Consider the following 20,131-nt stretch of genomic DNA (forward strand, 5'->3'; position numbering starts at 1 on the left):
TAGGCCCTAGTAAGGGCACGGTAAGCAGCCGTATCACGCTTTGGTCGGGGATCGGCCACCCGGAGGTCCCGCGGAAACGGCTCGACGCGGGGGATATCCCTACTCTCCAGCGGCCCACATACCCCATGGCGTGCGCGGATCCGACCCGGCAGGCTGGCACCCATGACCGTGACCAGCACTTCTCCCGGTGACAGCGCGGGCACCGGAATCGGCACCGGAATCGGCACCGGCGCAGGCGCAGGCTCCGGCACTCACGCCGGCGTCGGCGCCGCGAAGCGGGACGCGGCACCACCGCCCGCACGTCTCGCCTACGACCGGTACACCTGGAAGGAGATCGCCTATCTCCTCTCCGGTCTGCCTGCCGCCGTCATCGGATTCGTCTACACGGTGACCGTGGTCTCCGTCGGGGCGGGGCTGTTCGTCACGGTCGTCGGCCTGCCGCTGCTGGTGCTCGGTCTGGCCGGTTCCCGACTGGTGGGCAAGGGCGAGCGGGCACGGGCGCGAGCGCTGCTCGGCGTCATGGTGGACGAACCGAGCGCCATGCCGAAACGCACGGGTGACGGGCTCTTCGCCCGGCTGTGGCTGGGCCTGAAGGATCCGGTCGCCTGGCGATCGGTGCTCTACGCGGTCATCCGGCTGCCCTGGGGCATCGTCGGCTTCACCGTGGCACTGACCGGGCTCTTCGTCCTGTGGCCGGTCCTTCCTTACATCGCCAGGGGCATGACCAATGTCGACCGCGCCCTGGTCCGCGCGCTGCTCTCGCCCTCCGACGAGCTGGAGCGGCGGATCGCCGAGCTGGAGTCGGACCGGGGTGTGGTCGTGGACACCGCGGCAGCCGACCTGCGGCGCATCGAACGCGATCTGCACGACGGCGCACAAGCACGACTGGTCGCCCTCGCCATGGACCTCGGCCTCGCCAAGGAAAAACTCCACGAGGACCCCGACGCCGCGGCACACATGGTCGCCGAAGCACACGGCGAGGTGAAACTCGCCCTCCAGGAACTACGCGACCTCGCACGCGGCATCCACCCGGCCGTCCTCACCGACCGCGGACTGAACGCCGCCCTGTCCTCCCTCGCCTCCCGCTGCACCGTCCCCGTCACCGTCACCGTCGACCTCCCGACCCGCCCCGCCGAAGCAATCGAAGGCATCGCCTACTTCACCGTCTCCGAACTACTCCAGAACGTCAGCAAGCACGCCCGCGCAACCCGCGCATCCGTCGACGTCCGACGCACCCATAACCGCCTGATACTCCAGGTCAGCGACAACGGCCAAGGCGGAGCCGACATCACAGCAGGCAGCGGACTGACAGGACTCGCCGAACGCCTGGACGCAGTCGACGGAGTACTGACCACCGACTCACCCACCGGCGGCCCCACCCTCATCACCGCCCAACTCCCCTGGCGCGAGCGGGCGGCGGTCCCTCCCTCCCGGTAGGGAAAACCCCCGGGTCAAGACGGATACCGACCGCATGGTGCGGTCGGGGCACGCTCAGCAGCATGGAGTCCGTACCGCCGCCGCGGGACACGACCTGACGCAGCTGACCGGCCCGCCCGGGCAGTCCGGGCCGGGGCCGGCACGGAGCGGGCCGGCTCAGCCCAGCCCCGACCAGCTCAGCCCAGCCCCGACCAGCCCGGTGCTGTCGGCCCAGGGCAGAAACGGATGACGACGATGGCCATGGCTTATCGGACGGGACCCGACACCCCGGCGCCCCGCTCCCGTCGCCTTCCCCGACCGCTGCGCGCACCGTTCGAGGCACGCACCTGGCGCGAGTTCTGCTACGTCCTGCTGAGCCTGCCGCTGAGCGTCGTGTTCTTCGGTCTCGCCCTCGGCCTGGTCGCGGCCGGGGCCGGGCTGGTCGTCACCTTCGTCGGCATCCCCGTCCTGGCCGCCGCCCTCGCCATGTGCCGCGGCTTCGGCGCGCTCGAACGGCTGCGGGCACGCACTCTGCTCGACCTGCGTATCGGCACCCCCGCCCCGGTCCGGCCCCGCGGCGGCGGCCCCATGGCCTGGGTCGGCGCGATGCTGAAGAGCGGGGCGTCCTGGCGGCATCTTCTCTACGCGCTGGTGCACATGCCGTGGGCGGTGTTCTCGTTCGCCGTGGCCCTGCCGCTCTGGGCCACCGCCTGGACCTGCGCCACGTATCCGCTCTGGCACTGGGTGTTCCCGGCGTTCGTCGGCCTCGACGGGCTCCAGCTCTACGGGGATCGTACGCACGCCCACTACCTCGACTCACCGGCCGAGCTGACCGCCACCTCCGCGGTGGGACTGCTGCTGGTGATCGCGACCCCGTGGATCGTGCGCGGGCTCACCACCGTGGACCGGCTGCTGGTCACGGGGCTGCTGGGACCGTCCCGGCTGGAGGGACGCGTGGTGGAGCTGGAGTCGGACCGGGGTGTGGTCGTGGACACCGCGGCAGCCGACCTGCGGCGCATCGAACGCGATCTGCACGACGGCGCACAAGCACGACTGGTCGCCCTCGCCATGGACCTCGGCCTCGCCAAGGAAAAACTCCACGAGGACCCCGACGCCGCGGCACACATGGTCGCCGAAGCACACGGCGAGGTGAAACTCGCCCTCCAGGAACTACGCGACCTCGCACGCGGCATCCACCCGGCCGTCCTCACCGACCGCGGACTGAACGCCGCCCTGTCCTCCCTCGCCTCCCGCTGCACCGTCCCCGTCACCGTCACCGTCGACCTCCCGACCCGCCCCGCCGAAGCAATCGAAGGCATCGCCTACTTCACCGTCTCCGAACTACTCCAGAACGTCAGCAAGCACGCCCGCGCAACCCGCGCATCCGTCGACGTCCGACGCACCCATAACCGCCTGATACTCCAGGTCAGCGACAACGGCCAAGGCGGAGCCGACATCACAGCAGGCAGCGGACTGACAGGACTCGCCGAACGCCTGGACGCAGTCGACGGAGTACTGACCACCGACTCACCCACCGGCGGCCCCACCCTCATCACCGCCCAACTCCCCTGGCGCGCGTGATCCGCGGACGCCCCCGGGGGCATGGCTCGGCACGCATGCCTCCGAACGCATGCCCAGGAGCGCGCGGCCCGGAGCGCCTGCCCCCCGCGACGGCGCGTCGCGGGGGTCCCGCCCTCTGCCCCGCCCGGTGCGCTGCGGCGCGCCGAGCGGTTTGCCATGAGTAACGGGGCGCCGGGGACCGGATCCTGGAATGCTGGGCCCGGTGGCAACGGCCCGGACCGGATTGGACCGGATCAGATCGGTGTCCGGGCGCACGGGCGCACGGGCTCAGGCGAGACATACCGGCGATGGATACCGGCGAGACATGGGGGCACAGGGGGATGCAGGTCGTGGAGGACAGGGTGCGGATCGTGATCGCCGAGGACTCCGTGTTGCTGAGGGAGGGCCTGACCAGGCTGCTCACCGACCGCGGGCACGAGGTGGTGGCAGGCGTCGGGGACGCCGACGCGCTGCTGAAGACCATCGACGAGCTCGCGGCGCGGGACGCACTGCCCGACGCCGTGGTCGCCGACGTCCGGATGCCCCCGACCCACACGGACGAGGGGGTCCGGGCGGCCGTGCGGCTGCGCCGTGACCATCCCGGGGTCGGAGTGCTGGTGCTGTCGCAGTACGTGGAGGAGCAGTACGCCACCGAGCTGCTGGCCGGGAGCAGCCGGGGTGTGGGCTATCTGCTCAAGGACCGGGTGGCCGAGGTCAGGGAGTTCGTGGACGCCGTGGTCCGGGTGGCCGGAGGGGGCACCGCGCTCGACCCCGAGGTCGTGGCACAGCTGCTGGGCCGCAGCCGCAAGCACGACGTGCTGGCCGGGCTGACGCCCCGGGAGCGCGAGGTCCTCGGCCTGATGGCGGAAGGCCGGACGAACTCGGCGATCGCCAGGCAGCTGGTGGTGAGTGACGGAGCCGTGGAGAAGCACGTGAGCAACATCTTCCTGAAGCTCGGGCTGTCCCCAAGCCATGGTGATCACCGGCGTGTACTGGCCGTGCTGACCTATCTCGACTCCTGAGAATCTGACACCCTATCAGATAACTAGCGGAGACCCAGCGGGTGGCCCCAGCATCGACCGGGAGTGTCTGGGATCGGAAGCGTCTGAGCTCGGAAGCCTCGGCGGTACCTGAGATCGGGAGCACCTGGAGGGAAGATTCGGGGGCAAGCAGAACCATGGCAGACCAGGACATCAGGTCGTCTCAAAAAGTCGTCCAGCATATGAGCGGCCCAGGGAAGGCCACCCTTACGGACGTAGGGTTGGCCTTGGAGCGACCGGTGAGCCGGCCGCGGTCCAGCCGCCTCGAAGGAGGTCCAGTTCAGTGACCAGCCAGGTCAGTAGCCCAGCCGAGCACGCAGACGAGGACGCGGCCGGAGAGACCGTCGTCGGGGGACAGCGCAGATCCTCCGGCGGCGCAGGCGCCGATGACAGCGACGCCAAGGGCAGCAAAGACAACAGCGGCAGCGCCAACGGCAACGACGGCGACAGCAGCAGCGGCACCAAGGAGGTCCGCCGCCTGGACCGCGTGATCATCCGGTTCGCGGGGGACTCAGGTGACGGTATGCAGCTGACGGGTGACCGTTTCACGTCGGAGACGGCGTCGTTCGGAAACGACCTGTCCACACTGCCGAACTTCCCGGCTGAGATCCGGGCACCCGCCGGCACCCTGCCCGGCGTCTCCTCGTTCCAGCTGCACTTCGCCGACCACGACATCCTCACTCCGGGCGACGCACCGAACGTGCTGGTGGCGATGAACCCCGCGGCGCTCAAGGCGAACATCGGCGATGTGCCGCGCGGCGGCGAAATCATCGTCAACACGGACGAGTTCGCCAAGCGGGCCATGGCCAAGGTCGGCTACGAGACCAGCCCGCTCGAGGACGGCTCCCTCGACGCGTACAACGTCCATCCCGTCCCGCTGACGACGCTCACCGTCGAGGCGCTCAAGGTGTTCGGACTCTCCCGCAAGGAGGCCGAACGCTCCAAGAACATGTTCGCCCTGGGTCTGCTGAGCTGGATGTACCACCGGCCGACCGAGGGCACCGAGACCTTTCTGCGCAGCAAGTTCGCCAAGAAGCCGGAGATCGCCGAGGCGAACGTCGCAGCCTTCCGGGCGGGGTGGAACTTCGGCGAGACCACCGAGGACTTCGCCGTCTCCTACGAGGTCGCCCCTGCCACTCAGGCCTTCCCGACCGGCACGTACCGCAACATCTCGGGCAACCTGGCACTGTCCTACGGACTGATCGCCGCGTCTCAGCAAGCGGACCTGCCGCTCTACCTGGGCTCCTACCCGATCACCCCGGCGTCGGACATCCTGCACGAGCTCTCGAAGCACAAGAACTTCGGTGTCCGGACCTTCCAGGCCGAGGACGAGATCGCGGGCATCGGCGCGGCGCTCGGCGCCGCCTTCGGCGGCTCGCTCGCCGTGACCACGACATCCGGTCCCGGTGTGGCGCTGAAGTCCGAGACCATCGGACTTGCCGTCTCGCTGGAGCTCCCGCTGCTGATCGTGGACATCCAGCGCGGCGGCCCGTCCACCGGTCTGCCCACCAAGACCGAGCAGGCCGACCTGCTCCAGGCGATGTACGGCCGCAACGGCGAGGCACCGGTCCCGATCGTCGCCCCGAAGACCCCAGCGGACTGCTTCGACGCCGCGCTGGAGGCGGCCCGTATCGCGCTGACGTACCGCACCCCGGTGTTCCTGCTGTCCGACGGCTACCTGGCCAACGGCAGCGAGCCCTGGCGTATCCCGGACCTGGACGAACTCCCCGACCTGCGGGTCCGGTTCGCCACCGGACCCAACCACACCACCGAGGACGGCACCGACGTCTTCTGGCCGTACAAGCGCGACCCGCACACCCTGGCACGGCCCTGGGCCGTCCCCGGCACCCCCGGACTCGAACACCGGATCGGCGGCATCGAGAAGCAGGACGGCACGGGCAACATCTCGTACGACCCGGCCAACCACGACTTCATGGTCCGCATCCGGCAGTCCAAGGTCGACGGCGTCGACGTACCGGACCTCGATGTCGACGACCCGGACGGCGCCCGCACGCTGGTGCTCGGCTGGGGCTCGACGTACGGGCCGATCACCGCTGCCGTACGCAGGCTGCGCGGCGCGGGGCTGCCCATCGCACAGGCGCATCTGCGCCACCTCAACCCGTTCCCGGGGAATCTGGGGGACGTTCTGGAGCGTTACCAGAAGGTAGTGGTACCGGAGATGAACCTCGGCCAGCTCGCCGGACTGATCCGCGCGAGATACCTGGTCGACGCGCACTCCTACAACCAGGTCAACGGCATGCCGTTCAAGGCCGAGCAGCTCGCCGCGGCTCTCAAGGAGGCCATCAATGACTGAGACAGCGTCCACTCTGCTGTCGCTGGTTCCGAAGGCCGAGGCCAAGCAGTCCATGAAGGACTTCAAATCGGACCAGGAAGTCCGGTGGTGCCCCGGCTGCGGTGACTACGCGATCCTCGCGGCGGTGCAGGGCTTCATGCCCGAACTCGGGCTCGCGAAGGAGAACATCGTCTTCGTCTCCGGCATCGGCTGCTCGTCCCGCTTCCCGTACTACATGAACACCTACGGGATGCACTCCATCCACGGCCGCGCACCCGCCATCGCGACCGGGCTCGCCTCCTCACGCCGCGACCTCAGCGTCTGGGTGGTCACCGGCGACGGCGACGCGCTGTCGATCGGCGGAAACCATCTGATCCACGCGCTGCGTCGGAATGTCAACCTCAAGATCCTGCTCTTCAACAACCGGATCTACGGTCTGACCAAGGGCCAGTACAGCCCCACATCCGAGGTCGGCAAGATCACCAAGTCGACCCCGATGGGCTCGCTCGACGCGCCCTTCAACCCGGTGTCGCTGGCGATCGGGGCGGAGGCGTCCTTCGTGGCCCGCACGGTCGACTCAGACCGCAAGCACCTCACCGAGGTACTGCGCGCGGCGGCCGACCACCCGGGCACGGCCCTGGTCGAGATCTACCAGAACTGCAACATCTTCAACGACGGCGCCTTCGAAGTGCTCAAGGACAAGCAGCAGGCCGAGGAGGCGGTGATCCGCCTTGAACACGGCGAGCCCATCCGCTTCGGCAGCGAGCGCGAGAAGGGCGTCGTCCGCGATCCGGCGACCGGTGACCTGAAGGTCGTCGCGGTCACCCCGGACAACGAGGACCGGATCCTGGTGCACGACGCACACAGCGCCAGCCCGACGACCGCCTTCGCGCTGTCCCGGCTGGCCGACCCGGACACGCTGCACCACACCCCGATCGGTGTGTTCCGCAGCGTGCAGCGGCCGGTGTACGACGTGCAGATGTCGGACCAGCTCGACGCCGCGATCGAGCAGAACGGCAAGGGAGACCTGGGCGCGCTGCTCGCCGGGAACGACACCTGGACGGTCGTCGGCTGACGGCCGGGCCGGCCGAACGATGTGACCCACGGCGGCACCACGCCGCCGCGCACGCCTCAGGGGCGCCGATCCGGGAACCCGATCCCGGACCGGCGCCCTTGGCACGTGCACTCGACCGGGACGTCATGACCGTATGGCGATACGGGCATGACAGCCGACCCCGCTCGGCGCTACCTTCGAACACGCGGGTGGCACAGTGGGAGGTTCGGTGAAGGACAACGAGCAGCGGGCCGGTCTGCTGTACGGAATCGGCGCCTACGGAATGTGGGGCCTGGTCCCGCTCTTCTGGCCACTCCTGAAACCGGCCGGCGCCCTTGAGATCCTCGCCCACCGAATGACGTGGTCACTGGCGGTCGTGGCCGTCGCGCTGCTGGTGCTGAAGCGCGGACGCTGGATTCGCGAGCTTCTGGCCGATCCGCGTCGACTGGGCCTGATCACCCTGGCCGCCACCGTGATCACCGTCAACTGGGGCCTCTATATCTGGTCCGTCAACACCGGCCATGTGGTCGAGTCCTCGCTGGGCTACTTCATCAACCCGCTGGTCACCATCACCCTGGGCGTGCTACTGCTGAAGGAGCGGCTGCGCCCGGCGCAGTGGGGAGCCGTGGGTGTCGGGTTCGCGGCCGTGGTGGTGCTGGCCATCGGCTACGGTCGCCCGCCCTGGATCTCGCTGGTGCTGGCGTTCTCGTTCGCCTGCTACGGACTGCTCAAGAAGAAGGTCAACATCGGCGGCCTGGAGTCACTGGCCGCGGAGACCGCCGTGCAGTTCCTCCCCGCGCTCGGCTATCTGCTGTGGCTCGGCTCGCAGGGCTCATCCACCTTCGCCTCGGCGGGCGCGAGCCATGCCGCGCTGCTCGCGGCCACCGGGGTGGTCACCGCCGTACCGCTGGTCTGCTTCGGGGCGGCGGCGATCCGTGTCCCGCTGTCGACACTCGGACTGCTGCAGTACCTGGCACCGGTGTTCCAGTTCCTGCTGGGAGTCGTGTACTTCCACGAGGAGATGCCCGCCGAGCGCTGGACCGGCTTCGGGCTGGTCTGGCTGGCCCTCAGCATCCTCACCTGGGACGCCCTGCGCACGGCGCGCAGCACCAGGGCACGGCTCGTACGGGCGGAGCGGCTCGCACGGGCGGGCAGCCCGCCCCAGGCCGCCGCTCCGGAGGCTCCCGCCGCCCCGCTCATGGGCAAGGGCACGGGGGCGGCTCCCGTCGTCGACGTCACGCCGGCTCGGGTGCAGCGCGAGACCGCGGCGGACTGATCCCCAGCCCAGGGCCTCCTGACCCCGAGCATCCCGCGTTCGCGCTTCGAACGCCGGGTCTCGGGCGCAGGAACGGGATGCTTCGCCCGCGTCGGCCCGGCCAGGCCGGTGGAGGCATCACACGGCTGCCGTGCGCTTTCCGGCCGTTCCCGCTGTCACGGCGGTCGCCGCGCCTATAACTGGTCCCATGCCACTGCACTGGAAACTCGTCATCGACTCGAACGACCCGCTCGCCCAGGCCGACTTCTGGGCCGAAGCACTCGGCTATCTCCCGGAAGACAACAGCGCGCTCATCGAGCAGCTCCTCGCATCGGGTGCCGTACCGCCCGAACTGACCGTGGAATGGCACGGCCACCCTGCCTGGCGGGATCTGGCCGCCGTCCGTCATCCGGACGATCCCCAGGACGAGCACAGCGGAGTCGGTCTCGGCCGGCGGCTGCTGTTCCAGCGGATCCCCGAGATCAAGGCGGCAAAGAACCGCCTCCACATCGACCTGCACTCGGAGCCCGGGCAGCGGGACAGGGAGATCGCCCGGCTGGAGGCTCTGGGAGCGACCGTCGCGCACCACGTGCGGGAACAGGGGGGCAAGTGGTGTGTCATGCGGGATCCCGAAGGAAACGAATTCTGCGTTCATTAGCCCCAGCGCCACGGCCGACTCGATCGCCCGCCCAGGGAGCGGCTGCCGATCGTCCGCTGACCGGACCCGACTGACCGGTTTACGCCCTTGACGGTAAGTCAGCATCTCGCTGACCATTCCCCCCACAAACACGCACCGAGTACAGCTCCAGCACCCTGCGACACCGCCGTCGCAGGGTGTCACGCACGTTCCGTCCCATCCCCGAACGGAATCCCGGAGCCCCCACATGATTCGCTCTGTGCACAGACGTCTCGCCACAGGCACCGCGATAGGCATCGCCGGACTGCTCGCGGCGGCCGTACCGACTGCCGCTGCCACCGCCGGCACCACGAACGGCGCCGGCAGCACGGCCTCCGTCGCGGCAGTCGCCGCGCCGCCGGACATCTCTGTCACGAACGTCAAAGCACACCTCACCGACCTCCAGTCGATCGCCACCGCCAACGGCGGAAACCGCGCCCACGGCCGTTCCGGCTACAAGGCGTCGATCGACTTCGTGAAGGCCAAGCTGGACGCGGCCGGATTCACCACGACCCTCCAGCAGTTCACCTACTTCGGCTCCACCGGTTACAACCTGATAGCCGACTGGCCCGGTGGCGACAGCAACCAGGTGCTGATGGCCGGCTCCCATCTCGACTCGGTCAGCTCGGGCCCGGGCATGAACGACAACGGCTCAGGATCGGCTGCGATCCTGGAGACCGCGCTTGCCGTCTCGCGCGCCCAGTTCACCCCTGAGAAGCACCTCCGGTTCGCCTGGTGGGGTGCCGAGGAACTGGGCCTGGTCGGGTCCAAGTACTACGTCAACAGCCTTTCGTCCACGGACCGTTCCAAGGTCAAGGGCTATCTGAACTTCGACATGATCGGGTCGCCCAACCCGGGCTACTTCGTCTACGACGACGACCCGACCATCGAGCAGACCTTCAAGACCTACTTCGCCGGCATCGGAGTCCCGACCGAGATCGAGACCGAGGGCGACGGCCGCTCCGACCACGCCTCCTTCAAGAACGTGGGCATCCCGGTCGGCGGGCTGTTCACCGGCGCCAGCAACACCAAGTCCAGTGCCCAGGCCACAAAGTGGGGCGGCACGGCGGGTCAGGCATTCGACCGCTGCTACCACTCCTCCTGCGACACCACATCGAACATCAGCGACACCGCGCTCGACCGCAACAGCGACGCGATCGCCTACGCCATCTGGAACCTGTCCGCCGGGACGACCGTCCCGCCCGGTGGCGACGTCTACGAGAACACCACCGACGTCACCATCCCGGACTACGGAAGCGCGGTCACCTCGTCCGTGGCGGTCTCCGGCCGCACCGGTAACGCCCCGTCCACCCTCCAGGTCGGCGTGAACATCAAGCACACCTGGCGCGGTGACCTGGTCATCGACCTGGTGGCCCCGGACGGAAGCACGTACCGGCTGAAGAACTCCAGCGGCAGCGACTCGGCGGATGACGTCGTCGCGACCTACACGGTGAACGCGTCCAGCGAGGCCGCGAACGGCACCTGGCAGCTCAAGGTGCAGGATGTGGCCCGCTACGACACCGGCTACATCGACAGCTGGAAGCTCACTTTCTGAGCGATCCGAGCCGGCCGGCCGACGGCTGCGGGCATGACCGCGGCCACGGCGAACGCGGGGTGCCCCTGTCAGGGGCGCCCCGCACCCGTTCGTGGCGCAGCGCCTCCGCGCTACGTCACTTCGCGGCGTCGGCGGCCTTGACCAGCGCGTCCGAGGTGACCGCTCCGAGGTACACCTTGCCGTCGTCCGTCATCAGGGCATTGACCAGACGGGTCTTGAAGACCGTGCCCGTGCCGAAGTCACCCGTGACCTTGTCTCCCAGCGCGTCCAGGAACTTCGCGGCCTCCGGCGGGACATCGCCCTTGCCGCCCTTGCCCCCGTTGCCGTCCTTGAACGCGCTGGCGCCCTCCCCACCGGGAGCCTTCAACTCCGCGATGGCGGTCCAGCCCTCTCCGATGACGTTCAGCCCCTGACCGGGACCGGTGAAGTCCTCCATGCCCTCGAACTCCCCGGCGGACTTCGGGGCATCGGACTCCGCGCCCTTCCCGTGCTTTCCGGCCGCTCCGGTCTCCGCCCGGTCGGCGAGCTCATCCGCCTCGGTGACCTTCGCGCCCTTCGGCGGGGTGAAGTCGAAGACAGAGGCGGCCGGCTTGGAGAAGTCGACCTTGGTGAAGCCCGCGTCGACCGCGGCCTTGCCGCCGTCGCTCGGCAGCAGCGTGAATTTCAGCGGGACACCGTTCTGCGCGTCCACCGCGATCTTGATCGAGTCGATCGTCGAGCCACTCTGCTTGGGCTTGATGACCAGTTGGTACGCGTCGCGTCCGGCGATCCGCGCCGTGCCGTCGACGGTCACCGCCGTCGTGTCGCCCGCGAGCTTCAGCGCCTCGTCGGCCAGTTGCTTGGGGGTGGCAGGCAGCTCGTCGGAGCCCCGGTGCCCCTTGCCGCCGTCCTTGCCGGCCGCGTCGTCCTTCCCGTGCACGACCTCGTTGGCAGCGCCGTCGTACGTCCACACATCGGCGCCGTTGTGCGTGACGCTGTACTCCTCGCCACCGGACTCGAACGACATCCGCTGCCGATCAGGACCGTCGGCGGCGATCTCCACCTTGTGCGTACCCGAGGCCAGCGCCATCAGCTTGCTCGCGGTGTCCGGCGAGGCGGACGCCGAAGCCCCGCCGCCCACGGCGCCGGGCAGGAAGCCGCTCGCGAGACCGCCCAGGTCCGGGAGGCCCAGGTCGGTGGTGACCTTCACCGTCCCGGACAGCTGCTGGGTGTCCGACCCCGCGATCTTCTCGATGAGCTCCTGTGCGCTGATCTTCGGCAGATCGGGGTCTCCGACGGCGGCGAGCGCCGGGACCAGCCCGATGGTCGCCGCGGCAACGCCCGCCACCGCGACCGGGACGGCGTACCGCGCCGCCTTCCGGCGGACCGGGCCGACCTCCCCGGGCTGTTCAGTGGCCTTTGCGTTCTCGTTCGGTGCCATGGTGTGCCCTACCTCCGTGATAGCGGCGTCGTCCGTCCACACCATCTGACCAAAACGCCCGGCGAATAGCGTCAGCCCCCGGAATCAACTCCGCGTACTGCTGCGGTATGACCCGGGGGCTCGCGAACTCAGCCGACCAGTAGGGGACGCCGTCAGGGACGCCGCCCCCGCAGGCGTCAACCCTGCTGAGGGGGCCGGTCAGCCTGCGCGGTGCACCACCGCGTTGCACAGGTCCTCCAGAGCGGCCCTGGCCGGGCCCTCCGGCAGCGGCGCCAGCATCGCCCGTGCTTCCTCCGCGTACCGCAGCGTGTCCTGCCGTGCCCGTTCGAGGGCGGGGTGGACCCGCAGCCGGGACAGCACCTCCGCATGCCGTGCGTCGTCCGCCAGATCCCCGTCCAGCAGTTCCACGAGCTCCAGGTCATCGGGCCGCCGGTGCGCCGCTGCCTGCTCCCTCAGCCGGAGCACGGGCAGCGTGGGAACGCCCTCGCGAAGATCGGTACCGGGGGTCTTTCCGGACTCGTGCGAGTCGGAGGCGATGTCGAGTACGTCGTCGGCCAGCTGGAAGGCGACACCGAGCCGCTCACCGTACTGAGTGAGGGTGTCGACGACGCGCTCGTCGGCGCCCGCCATCATCGCGCCCATCCGCCCGGAGACGGCGACCAGCGAGCCGGTCTTGCCACCCAGCACATCGAGGTAGTGCGCGACGGGGTCGGAGTCCTCACGCGACCCCGCGGTCTCCAGGATCTGGCCCGTGACCAGTCGCTCGAACGCCTCGGCCTGGACCCGTATGGCGTCGGGCCCCAGGTCCGCCAGGATGTGGGAGGCACGGGCGAAGAGGAAGTCGCCGGTGAGGACGGCCAGCGAGTTGCCCCAGCGTGCGTTGGCGCTGGCCACGCCGCGGCGCACATCCGCCTCGTCCATCACGTCGTCGTGGTACAGCGTAGCCAGATGTGTCAGCTCCACGACCACGGCCGAGGGCACGACACCCGGCGCGTACGGATCGCCGAACTGCGCGGCCAGCATCACCAGCAGCGGCCTGAATCGCTTTCCGCCGGCGCGCACGAGGTGCTGCGCGGCCTCCGTGATGAAGGGCACCTCACTCTTGGTGGCATCGAGCAGCCCGGCCTCGACTGCCGCCAATCCGGCCTGGACATCGGCCTCAAGAGCCTGGTCCCGCACGTTCAGCCCGAACGGCTCGACGACGGTCACGAGAGGTACTCCTGTCTGCTGACGATCACACGGATTGTCGATGTGTCGTTGTCATCACTCAAGTCAGCGTATCCGGTCCTGTTTCGATCACCGGCGGCGCCTTCCCGCCACCCCGATATGTTACTGATGCGTTGATAAGACCGTAAGCAGTGCATCTGTCACCCCAGCGTTCCTCAGCGGGCCCGGTCATGCACAGGCTCGGCTACCACTCGGCTGCCGGACGAGCTTTTGACGCGTACTGGCCACCGCCCGACCGACTGGACGAATGCCTCCGGGGCGGCGTTCCACCCATCCGGCCCGAGGGGCCCGTTGGGCACTGACGCCGGGTGCACCGCCCACGTAACGTGTCCCCCACACACGTGGAAAGCGAGGCAAGCACCGATGCCCGAGCAGAGCCCGCTCGACCTGGCCGAAGGCGATCCCTTCGGCCCGCACAACCTCCCGTACGGGGTCTTCACCACCGCGGCAGAGCCCGACCGCCGCCGGCTCGGCGTCCGGATCGGCAACCACGTGCTCGACGCCGGAGCCGCGGCACACACGCTCGGCTCCCCCTATGCCGCGCTCCTCGCGCAACCGAGTCTGGGACCGCTGCTCGCGGCGGGCCGTACGGCCTGGCGCGACGTACGGCGCGCGCTCACCGCATGGGTGACCGTTCCGGCCCACCGCCAGGACATCGAGCCGCTGCTCCACCCGCTCGCGGCGGTGACCCTGCACCTCCCCTACGAGGTCGCCGACTATGTCGACTTCTACGCAAGCGAGCACCACGCCACCAACGTCGGACACATCTTCCGGCCGGACGGCGAGCCGCTGACCCCCAACTGGAAGCATCTGCCGATCGGTTACCACGGGCGCTCCGGCACCGTCGTGGTCTCCGGCACGGATGTCGTCCGGCCCCACGGCCAGCGCAAGCCCCCTGCCGACCCGGCGCCGCTCTTCGGGCCTTCGGTCAAGTTGGACATCGAGGCGGAGGTCGGCTTCGTCGTGGGCACCCCGAGCGAGCACGGCCGGCCCGTGCCCCTGTCGGGTTTCCGCGACCATGTCTTCGGGCTGCACCTGCTCAACGACTGGTCCGCACGCGACATCCAGGCCTGGGAATACGTCCCGCTCGGCCCGTTCCTCGGCAAGTCCTTCGCCACCTCCGTGTCCGCCTGGGTCACCCCGCTGGAGGCACTCGACGCCGCCCGGGTGTCCCCGCCCGCGCGTGACTTCGATCTGCTGCCCTATCTGGACGACTCGGGCGACGAGGAGCCCGGCGGCTTCGAGCTGCACATCACGGTCACGATCAACGGAGAGGTCATCAGCGAGCCGCCGTTCGCGACGATGTACTGGACCGCCGCACAGCAGCTCGCGCACATGACCGTGAACGGCGCCTCGCTGCGCACCGGCGATCTCTACGGCTCCGGTACGGTCAGCGGCCCCGAGCCGCACCAGCGCGGCTCGCTCCTCGAACTCACCTGGAACGGACGGGATCCGCTCGACCTGCCGGAAGGCAAGCGGACCTTCCTGGAGGACGGCGACGAGGTCACCATCACCGCGTGGGCTCCCGGTCCTGACGGCGTGCGGGTCGGCCTCGGCGAGGTCACCGGGCGGGTGACCTCAGCCGTTCGGTAGACCGCGGTGACAGATCGGCCGAGCGGGCCCGTGCCGGTGTGATCCGGCACGGGCCCGCCGGCGTCACCACGTATCGACCAGCCTGATCGCCAGCACCACCAAAGCCGTCGCCAGACAGAACACCACCCAGAGCGCCACCAGTGGACGGCGCCGGTGGACGATGTGCCTGACCCCCGCGGTGATCTCGACAACGGCACCGATCGTGCCCAGCAGGCCGAGGGCCGCCGCGGTCCAGTACGCCCACGGGTGCTCGCCGAGATACCTCAGGAGCAGAAGGGCGGGGAGCAGCACTACCGTCGGCCAGGTGTCGGCGGAACTGGCGGCCCGCTGCCGGGCGTCGTTCTCCCGGAGGTCCTGCCGGTCCCCCGCGCCGCGCTCTTCCTGCCGCTCCTGCGGGTCCTTCTCCGACCGCTCCGTCGGCGCGCTCATCCGTTGTCCCCCGTGTTCGATCAAGGTCGTATGTCCTGGGAGTGGGACGCCTGACCCCGACCGGGGGTTGCCGTGGTCTGGCTATAAGTTTTTCCCACCGTCCTTTCAAGGAGCTCTCGAAGTGTCCATACCGCCACCGCCGCCCTCGTCCCCCGGTCCCTACGGGCAGCCCGGACAGCCCGGACAGCCCGGACCCTATGGAACGCCCGCACAGCCCGCCGCCCCCGGCCCGTACGCCCAGCCGGCACAGCCCGGCCCTTACGGACAGCCGGCACAGCCCGGCCCTTATGGTCAGCCGGGCCCCTACGACCAGCCCGGACCGTACGGTGGCGCACCGAGCTGGCAGCCCGGGCCGTCACAGAAGACGAACGCGCTGGCCATCGTGTCCTTCGTGATGTCGATCGTCTGCGGCATCCCGTTCGTCCCGGTCATCCTCGGCATCATCGCCCTCTCCCAGATCCGCAAGAACGGAGAGAAGGGCAAGGGCTTCGCCATCGCCGGTATCGCAATCCACGGCGCGGTGCTCCTGTTCCTGGCGATCGTGATGGCGCTCGGGCTCTCCGGCGCCTTCGACGACGCTTCCACCTCTTCCAAGCCGAAGCGCGACACCAGCGGCGAGGTCACCAGCCCGGGTTACAGCGACGTGCGGGACATCCGCGCCGGGGACTGCTTCAACACGACGGACGACCTGGACGACTACGCGGAGGAAGACGGGGCCAAGGCCGCCCAGCGGGTGGACATCGTGCCCTGCTCCGAGCCTCACAAGGGTGAGGCCTACGGAGTCTTCCAACTGGATGACGGCCTGTACCCCGGTATCGACAAGGTCGAGCAAGTCGCCAACGAGAAGTGCGGTGGAGCGCTGTTCACCGACTACGTGGGCGACGCCACCAAGCTGCCCAAGACGATGAGCTTCTACTACTACCACCCGCAGCCGGCCACCTGGTCCTTCGGCGACCGCGAAGTGACCTGCTTCCTGGCCGACTCCAGCGGCTCCAGCACCGGCTCGCTGCGCGCCGCCGGCGGCTCCTGACCGGGTCGACGACGGCTCACCGGGGGCTGCTCGTCAAGACTCGTCGTCCGCTCCCCGCTCCCCTTCGGCCTGGGACGGCGTCGTCCTCATGCTGACGGGGTGCTGCTCCTCGGTCGACTCCGTGTCCTCGCCCTCGGCCTGCGAAGGCGTGGTGTACTCGGGTCCCTGGTCCTGATACCGGTATGGGTACTGATACTGGTCGATCATGACGAGCCTCCTCCGGCCATCCTGATCCCCGGACCCTCCCAGTATCGAGCGTAGTCCTCGCGGAGCGGTCCCGCGCCGCCCGTGCAAGGCGAAACCGGAGGCCCGGGTACCCCTCATGAGGGGTACCCGGGCCTCCGGCCGATTCGCGCACCGGCTACCGGACGAACACGCTCGCCTGCCCGGCCAGATCGAGGAAGTACTGGGGCGCCACACCCAGCACCACGGTGACCGCGACACCCACCCCGATGGTGGTCATCGTCAGCGGCGACGGCACGGCCACCGTCGGCCCCTCGGGCTTCGGCTCGCTGAAGAACATCAGCACGATCACCCTGATGTAGAAGAACGCGGCGATCGCGGACGAGATCACACCCACCACGACCAGCGCGCCCGCACCGCCCTCGGCCGCCGCGCTGAAGACCGCGAACTTCCCGGAGAAGCCTGAGGTCAGCGGGATACCGGCAAAGGCCAGCAGGAACAGCGCGAAGACCGCGGCGACCAGTGGCGAGCGCCGTCCGAGCCCGGCCCACTTGGACAGATGGGTGGCCTCACCCCCCGCGTCACGCACCAGGGTGACGACCGCGAACGCGCCGATCGTCACGAAGGAGTAGGCCACCAGGTAGAAGAGGACCGACGAGACCCCTTCCGGCGTGACCGCGATGACACCGGCGAGGATGAAGCCGGCGTGCGCGATCGAGGAGTAGGCCAGCAGCCGCTTGATGTCGGTCTGGGTGATCGCGATGATCGCGCCGCCCAGCATGGTGACGATGGCGACCGCCCACATCACCGGCCGCCAGTCCCAGCGCAGCCCCGGCAGCACCACGTAGAGCAGCCTCAGCAGCGCCCCGAACGCCGCGACCTTGGTGGCCGCCGCCATGAAGCCCGTGATCGGGGTCGGTGCGCCCTGGTACACGTCCGGGGTCCACATGTGGAACGGCACCGCGCCGACCTTGAACAGCAGCCCGACCAGGATCAGCGCGCCACCGATCAGCAGCAGCGCGTCGTTGCCCATGGTGGCGGCGAGCGCGGGGTCGATGGTCTTGACCGTGCCGTCGACCACGTCGGCGATCCTGGCGTAGGACACCGAGCCCGCGTATCCGTACACGAGCGCGATACCGAAGAGCAGGAACGCCGACGAGAACGCTCCGAGCAGGAAGTACTTCATGGCCGCTTCCTGCGACAGGAGCCGCTTGCGGCGGGCCAGGGCGCACAGCAGGTAGAGCGGCAGCGAGAAGACCTCAAGCGCGATGAACAAGGTCAGCAGGTCGTTGGCCGCCGGGAAGACCAGCATCCCGGCGACGGCGAACAGTGCCAACGGATAGACCTCGGTGGTGGTGAACCCCGCCTTGACCGCCGCCTTCTCACTGTCGCCGCCCGGTACGGCGGCGGCTTGGGCTGCGAAGGAGTCGACATGGCTGCCGTGCGCCCGCGGGTCGAGTCGCCGCTCGGCGAAGGTGAAGATCGCGACCAGCGAGGCAAGCAGGATCGTGCCCTGGAGGAACAGCGCGGGGCCGTCGACCGCGATGGCGCCCATCACGGCGAGATGCGCCTTGGTGCTGCCGTACCCTCCGGCGGCGAGCCCGACCACCGCGGCGAACGCGGCGGCCAGCGCCACCACCGACAGGAAGACCTGTGCGGGGTAGCGCCCCCTTCGCGGGACGAATGCCTCGATCAGCACACCCACGATCGCCGCGCCGACCACGATCAGAGTGGGCGCGAGCTGGGCGTACTCGATCTGCGGTGCCGGGATCTCGGCCAGCGGCTCGGCAGCGGTCGTCCACAGGCTGTGGACAGCAGTTGTGCTCACTTGGCCGCCTCCACCTCGGGCTGGGGGTCCTTCTGCTGTACGTCGGACATGGTGTGCTCCACGGCCGGGTTGACGATCTCCGTCAGGGGTGCCGGGAAGAACCCGAGGAAGATCAGCAGCGCGATCAGCGGTGCGACCACCGCCAGCTCACGCGGCCGCAGGTCAGGCATCGCCCGGACCTCCTCCTTCACCGGACCCGTCATGGTGCGCTGGTAGAGCACCAGGGTGTAGAGCGCGGCGAGCACGATGCCGAAGGTGGCGATGATGCCGACCACCGGATAGCGGGCGAAGGTGCCGACCAGGACCAGGAACTCGCTGACGAACGGCGCGAGTCCGGGCAGCGACAAGGTGGCGAGCCCACCGATGAGGAAGGTGCCGGCGAGTACCGGGGCCACCTTCTGCACCCCTCCGTAGTCGGCGATGAGCCGGGAGCCGCGCCGCGAGATCAGGAAGCCGGCCACCAGCATCAACGCCGCCGTGGAGATGCCGTGGTTGACCATGTAGAGCGTGGCACCCGACTGGCCTTGGCTGGTCATCGCGAAGATGCCCATGATGATGAAGCCGAAGTGCGAGATGGACGCGTAGGCGACCAGCCGCTTGATGTCGCGCTGGCCGACCGCGAGCAGTGCTCCGTAGATGATGCTGACCAGCGCCAGGGCGAGGATCACCGGGGTGGCCCACTTCGACGCCTCGGGGAACAGGCCGAGGCAGAAGCGCAGCATCGCGAAGGTGCCGACCTTGTCGACCACCGCCGTGATCAGCACGGCCACCGGAGCGGTCGACTCCCCCATCGCGTTGGGCAGCCAGGTGTGCAGCGGCCACAGCGGCGCCTTCACCGCGAAGGCGAAGAAGAAGCCGAGGAACAGCAGCCGTTCGACGTTGGCGGACATCTCCAGGTCCCCGGCCGCCCGGGCCTCGGCGATCTCCGTGAGCGAGAAGTTCCCGGCGACGACATAGAGCCCGATCACCGCGGCCAGCATGATCAGCCCGCCGACCAGGTTGTAGAGCAGGAACTTCACGGCGGCGTAAGAGCGCTGGGCTGCCGCGTTCTCGTCGCTGCCCGCGTGGGCCCGGTCCCCGAAACCTCCGATGAGGAAGTACATCGGGATCAGCATGGCTTCGAAGAGGATGTAGAAGAGGAAGACGTCGGTGGCCTCGAAGGAGAGGATCACCATCGCCTCGACCGACAGGATCAGCGCGAAGAAGCCCTGAGTCGGGCGCCAGCGGCTGGACTTGGTTTCCAGAGGATCGGCGTCGTGCCAGCCGGCCAGGATGATGAACGGGATCAGCAGCGCGGTCAGCGCGATCAGCGCCACCCCGATGCCGTCCACGCCCAGCTCGTACCGCACCCCGAAGTCCTTGATCCAGGAGTGTGATTCGACGAGCTGGTACCGGTCGCCGCCGGGCTCGAAGCGGACGGCGATGATCCCCGCGAGCACGAGGGTACCGAGCGAGACGAGCAGCGCCAGCCACTTGGCGGCCGTCTTGCGCCCGGCCGGGACGGCCGCGGTCGCGATCGCGCCGACCGCGGGCAGGGCCGCTGCTGCTGTAAGGAGCGGGAAGGACATGACA

At 69.2% G+C, this 20,131-nt stretch carries 16 protein-coding genes; 10 read left to right on the forward strand and 6 right to left on the reverse strand.

The genetic code is table 11. The annotated features are described in order from the left end of the window. The first annotated feature begins 162 nt into the window (after positions 1-162). The 8 genes from V1460_RS33330 (at position 163) to V1460_RS33365 (ending at position 10,849) form a co-directional block, all read left to right on the forward strand. Complete coding sequence (locus V1460_RS33330) at positions 163-1,437, forward strand: sensor domain-containing protein (protein ID WP_338677309.1); 1,275 nt, start codon at positions 163-165, stop codon at positions 1,435-1,437. A 234-nt stretch (positions 1,438-1,671) separates the two neighbouring features. Beyond that, positions 1,672-2,997 carry a sensor domain-containing protein gene (locus V1460_RS33335; protein WP_338677310.1) on the forward strand — a complete coding sequence of 442 codons (1,326 nt, stop codon included), beginning with the start codon at positions 1,672-1,674 and terminating at the stop codon, positions 2,995-2,997. 320 nt (positions 2,998-3,317) lie between these two features. After that, positions 3,318-3,998 carry a response regulator transcription factor gene (locus tag V1460_RS33340; protein ID WP_338677311.1) on the forward strand — a complete coding sequence of 227 codons (681 nt, stop codon included), beginning with the start codon at positions 3,318-3,320 and terminating at the stop codon, positions 3,996-3,998. A 301-nt stretch (positions 3,999-4,299) separates the two neighbouring features. Next, positions 4,300-6,330 (forward strand): 2-oxoacid:acceptor oxidoreductase subunit alpha, encoded by a 2,031-nt coding sequence (locus tag V1460_RS33345; protein WP_338677312.1) that lies wholly within the window; start codon positions 4,300-4,302, stop codon positions 6,328-6,330. Further along, complete coding sequence (locus tag V1460_RS33350; protein ID WP_338677314.1) at positions 6,323-7,384, forward strand: 2-oxoacid:ferredoxin oxidoreductase subunit beta; 1,062 nt, start codon at positions 6,323-6,325, stop codon at positions 7,382-7,384. Before V1460_RS33345 ends, V1460_RS33350 begins: the two co-directional genes overlap by 8 nt. A 262-nt stretch (positions 7,385-7,646) precedes the next feature. Then, a complete protein-coding gene (gene rarD, locus V1460_RS33355) occupies positions 7,647-8,639 on the forward strand; it encodes an EamA family transporter RarD (protein ID WP_407077647.1) in 993 nt (330 codons plus the stop codon). 187 nt (positions 8,640-8,826) lie between these two features. After that, positions 8,827-9,276, forward strand: coding sequence for a VOC family protein (locus V1460_RS33360; RefSeq protein ID WP_338677317.1), 450 nt, complete (start codon positions 8,827-8,829; stop codon positions 9,274-9,276). Between the two features lie 226 nt (positions 9,277-9,502). Next, entirely contained in the window at positions 9,503-10,849 is a 1,347-nt protein-coding gene (locus V1460_RS33365) for a M28 family metallopeptidase (protein WP_338677318.1), read from the forward strand. 115 nt (positions 10,850-10,964) lie between these two features. On the opposite strand, the gene V1460_RS33370 is transcribed toward V1460_RS33365, so the two are convergent. Beyond that, complete coding sequence (locus V1460_RS33370) at positions 10,965-12,269, reverse strand: DUF2092 domain-containing protein (protein ID WP_338677319.1); 1,305 nt, start codon at positions 12,267-12,269, stop codon at positions 10,965-10,967. Between the two features lie 198 nt (positions 12,270-12,467). Continuing rightward, on the reverse strand, positions 12,468-13,478 hold the full coding sequence (locus tag V1460_RS33375; protein WP_338677320.1) for a polyprenyl synthetase family protein: 1,011 nt from the start codon (positions 13,476-13,478) through the stop codon (positions 12,468-12,470). 381 nt (positions 13,479-13,859) lie between these two features. Here V1460_RS33375 and fahA point away from each other — a divergent pair, with 381 nt between their 5' ends. Next, positions 13,860-15,089, forward strand: coding sequence for a fumarylacetoacetase (gene fahA / locus V1460_RS33380; RefSeq protein WP_338677321.1), 1,230 nt, complete (start codon positions 13,860-13,862; stop codon positions 15,087-15,089). Between the two features lie 63 nt (positions 15,090-15,152). On the opposite strand, the gene V1460_RS33385 is transcribed toward fahA, so the two are convergent. After that, on the reverse strand, positions 15,153-15,518 hold the full coding sequence (locus tag V1460_RS33385; RefSeq protein ID WP_338677322.1) for a hypothetical protein: 366 nt from the start codon (positions 15,516-15,518) through the stop codon (positions 15,153-15,155). A 121-nt stretch (positions 15,519-15,639) separates the two neighbouring features. Here V1460_RS33385 and V1460_RS33390 point away from each other — a divergent pair, with 121 nt between their 5' ends. Next, entirely contained in the window at positions 15,640-16,548 is a 909-nt protein-coding gene (locus V1460_RS33390) for a DUF4190 domain-containing protein (protein WP_338677323.1), read from the forward strand. A 33-nt stretch (positions 16,549-16,581) separates the two neighbouring features. Here V1460_RS33390 and V1460_RS33395 read toward each other — a convergent pair whose 3' ends face one another. The 3 genes from V1460_RS33395 to V1460_RS33405 form a co-directional block, all read right to left on the reverse strand. After that, the gene (locus V1460_RS33395) at positions 16,582-16,755 is read right to left on the reverse strand and encodes a hypothetical protein (protein ID WP_338677324.1); all 174 of its coding nucleotides are present in this window, start codon (positions 16,753-16,755) and stop codon (positions 16,582-16,584) included. 154 nt (positions 16,756-16,909) lie between these two features. Then, positions 16,910-18,559: an NADH-quinone oxidoreductase subunit NuoN gene (nuoN, locus tag V1460_RS33400; RefSeq protein WP_338677325.1), complete on the reverse strand. Its 1,650-nt coding sequence runs from the start codon at positions 18,557-18,559 to the stop codon at positions 16,910-16,912. Continuing rightward, the gene (locus tag V1460_RS33405; RefSeq protein WP_338677326.1) at positions 18,556-20,127 is read right to left on the reverse strand and encodes an NADH-quinone oxidoreductase subunit M; all 1,572 of its coding nucleotides are present in this window, start codon (positions 20,125-20,127) and stop codon (positions 18,556-18,558) included. The genes nuoN and V1460_RS33405 overlap by 4 nt, the downstream gene beginning before the upstream one ends. Positions 20,128-20,131 lie beyond the last annotated feature (4 nt).

This window comes from Streptomyces sp. SCSIO 30461 (assembly GCF_037023745.1).
Lineage (GTDB): Bacteria > Actinomycetota > Actinomycetes > Streptomycetales > Streptomycetaceae > Streptomyces.

Coding starts and splice junctions, on each gene's coding strand:
- V1460_RS33330 (WP_338677309.1), top strand. CDS start 163: ATGACCGTGACCAGCACTTCTCCCGGTGACAGCGCGGGCACCGGAATC.
- fahA (WP_338677321.1), top strand. CDS start 13,860: ATGCCCGAGCAGAGCCCGCTCGACCTGGCCGAAGGCGATCCCTTCGGC.
- V1460_RS33350 (WP_338677314.1), top strand. CDS start 6,323: ATGACTGAGACAGCGTCCACTCTGCTGTCGCTGGTTCCGAAGGCCGAG.
- V1460_RS33335 (WP_338677310.1), top strand. CDS start 1,672: ATGGCCATGGCTTATCGGACGGGACCCGACACCCCGGCGCCCCGCTCC.
- rarD (WP_407077647.1), top strand. CDS start 7,647: ATGTGGGGCCTGGTCCCGCTCTTCTGGCCACTCCTGAAACCGGCCGGC.
- V1460_RS33360 (WP_338677317.1), top strand. CDS start 8,827: ATGCCACTGCACTGGAAACTCGTCATCGACTCGAACGACCCGCTCGCC.
- V1460_RS33365 (WP_338677318.1), top strand. CDS start 9,503: ATGATTCGCTCTGTGCACAGACGTCTCGCCACAGGCACCGCGATAGGC.
- V1460_RS33405 (WP_338677326.1), bottom strand. CDS start 20,127: ATGTCCTTCCCGCTCCTTACAGCAGCAGCGGCCCTGCCCGCGGTCGGC.
- V1460_RS33395 (WP_338677324.1), bottom strand. CDS start 16,755: ATGATCGACCAGTATCAGTACCCATACCGGTATCAGGACCAGGGACCC.
- V1460_RS33370 (WP_338677319.1), bottom strand. CDS start 12,269: ATGGCACCGAACGAGAACGCAAAGGCCACTGAACAGCCCGGGGAGGTC.
- V1460_RS33385 (WP_338677322.1), bottom strand. CDS start 15,518: ATGAGCGCGCCGACGGAGCGGTCGGAGAAGGACCCGCAGGAGCGGCAG.
- V1460_RS33340 (WP_338677311.1), top strand. CDS start 3,318: ATGCAGGTCGTGGAGGACAGGGTGCGGATCGTGATCGCCGAGGACTCC.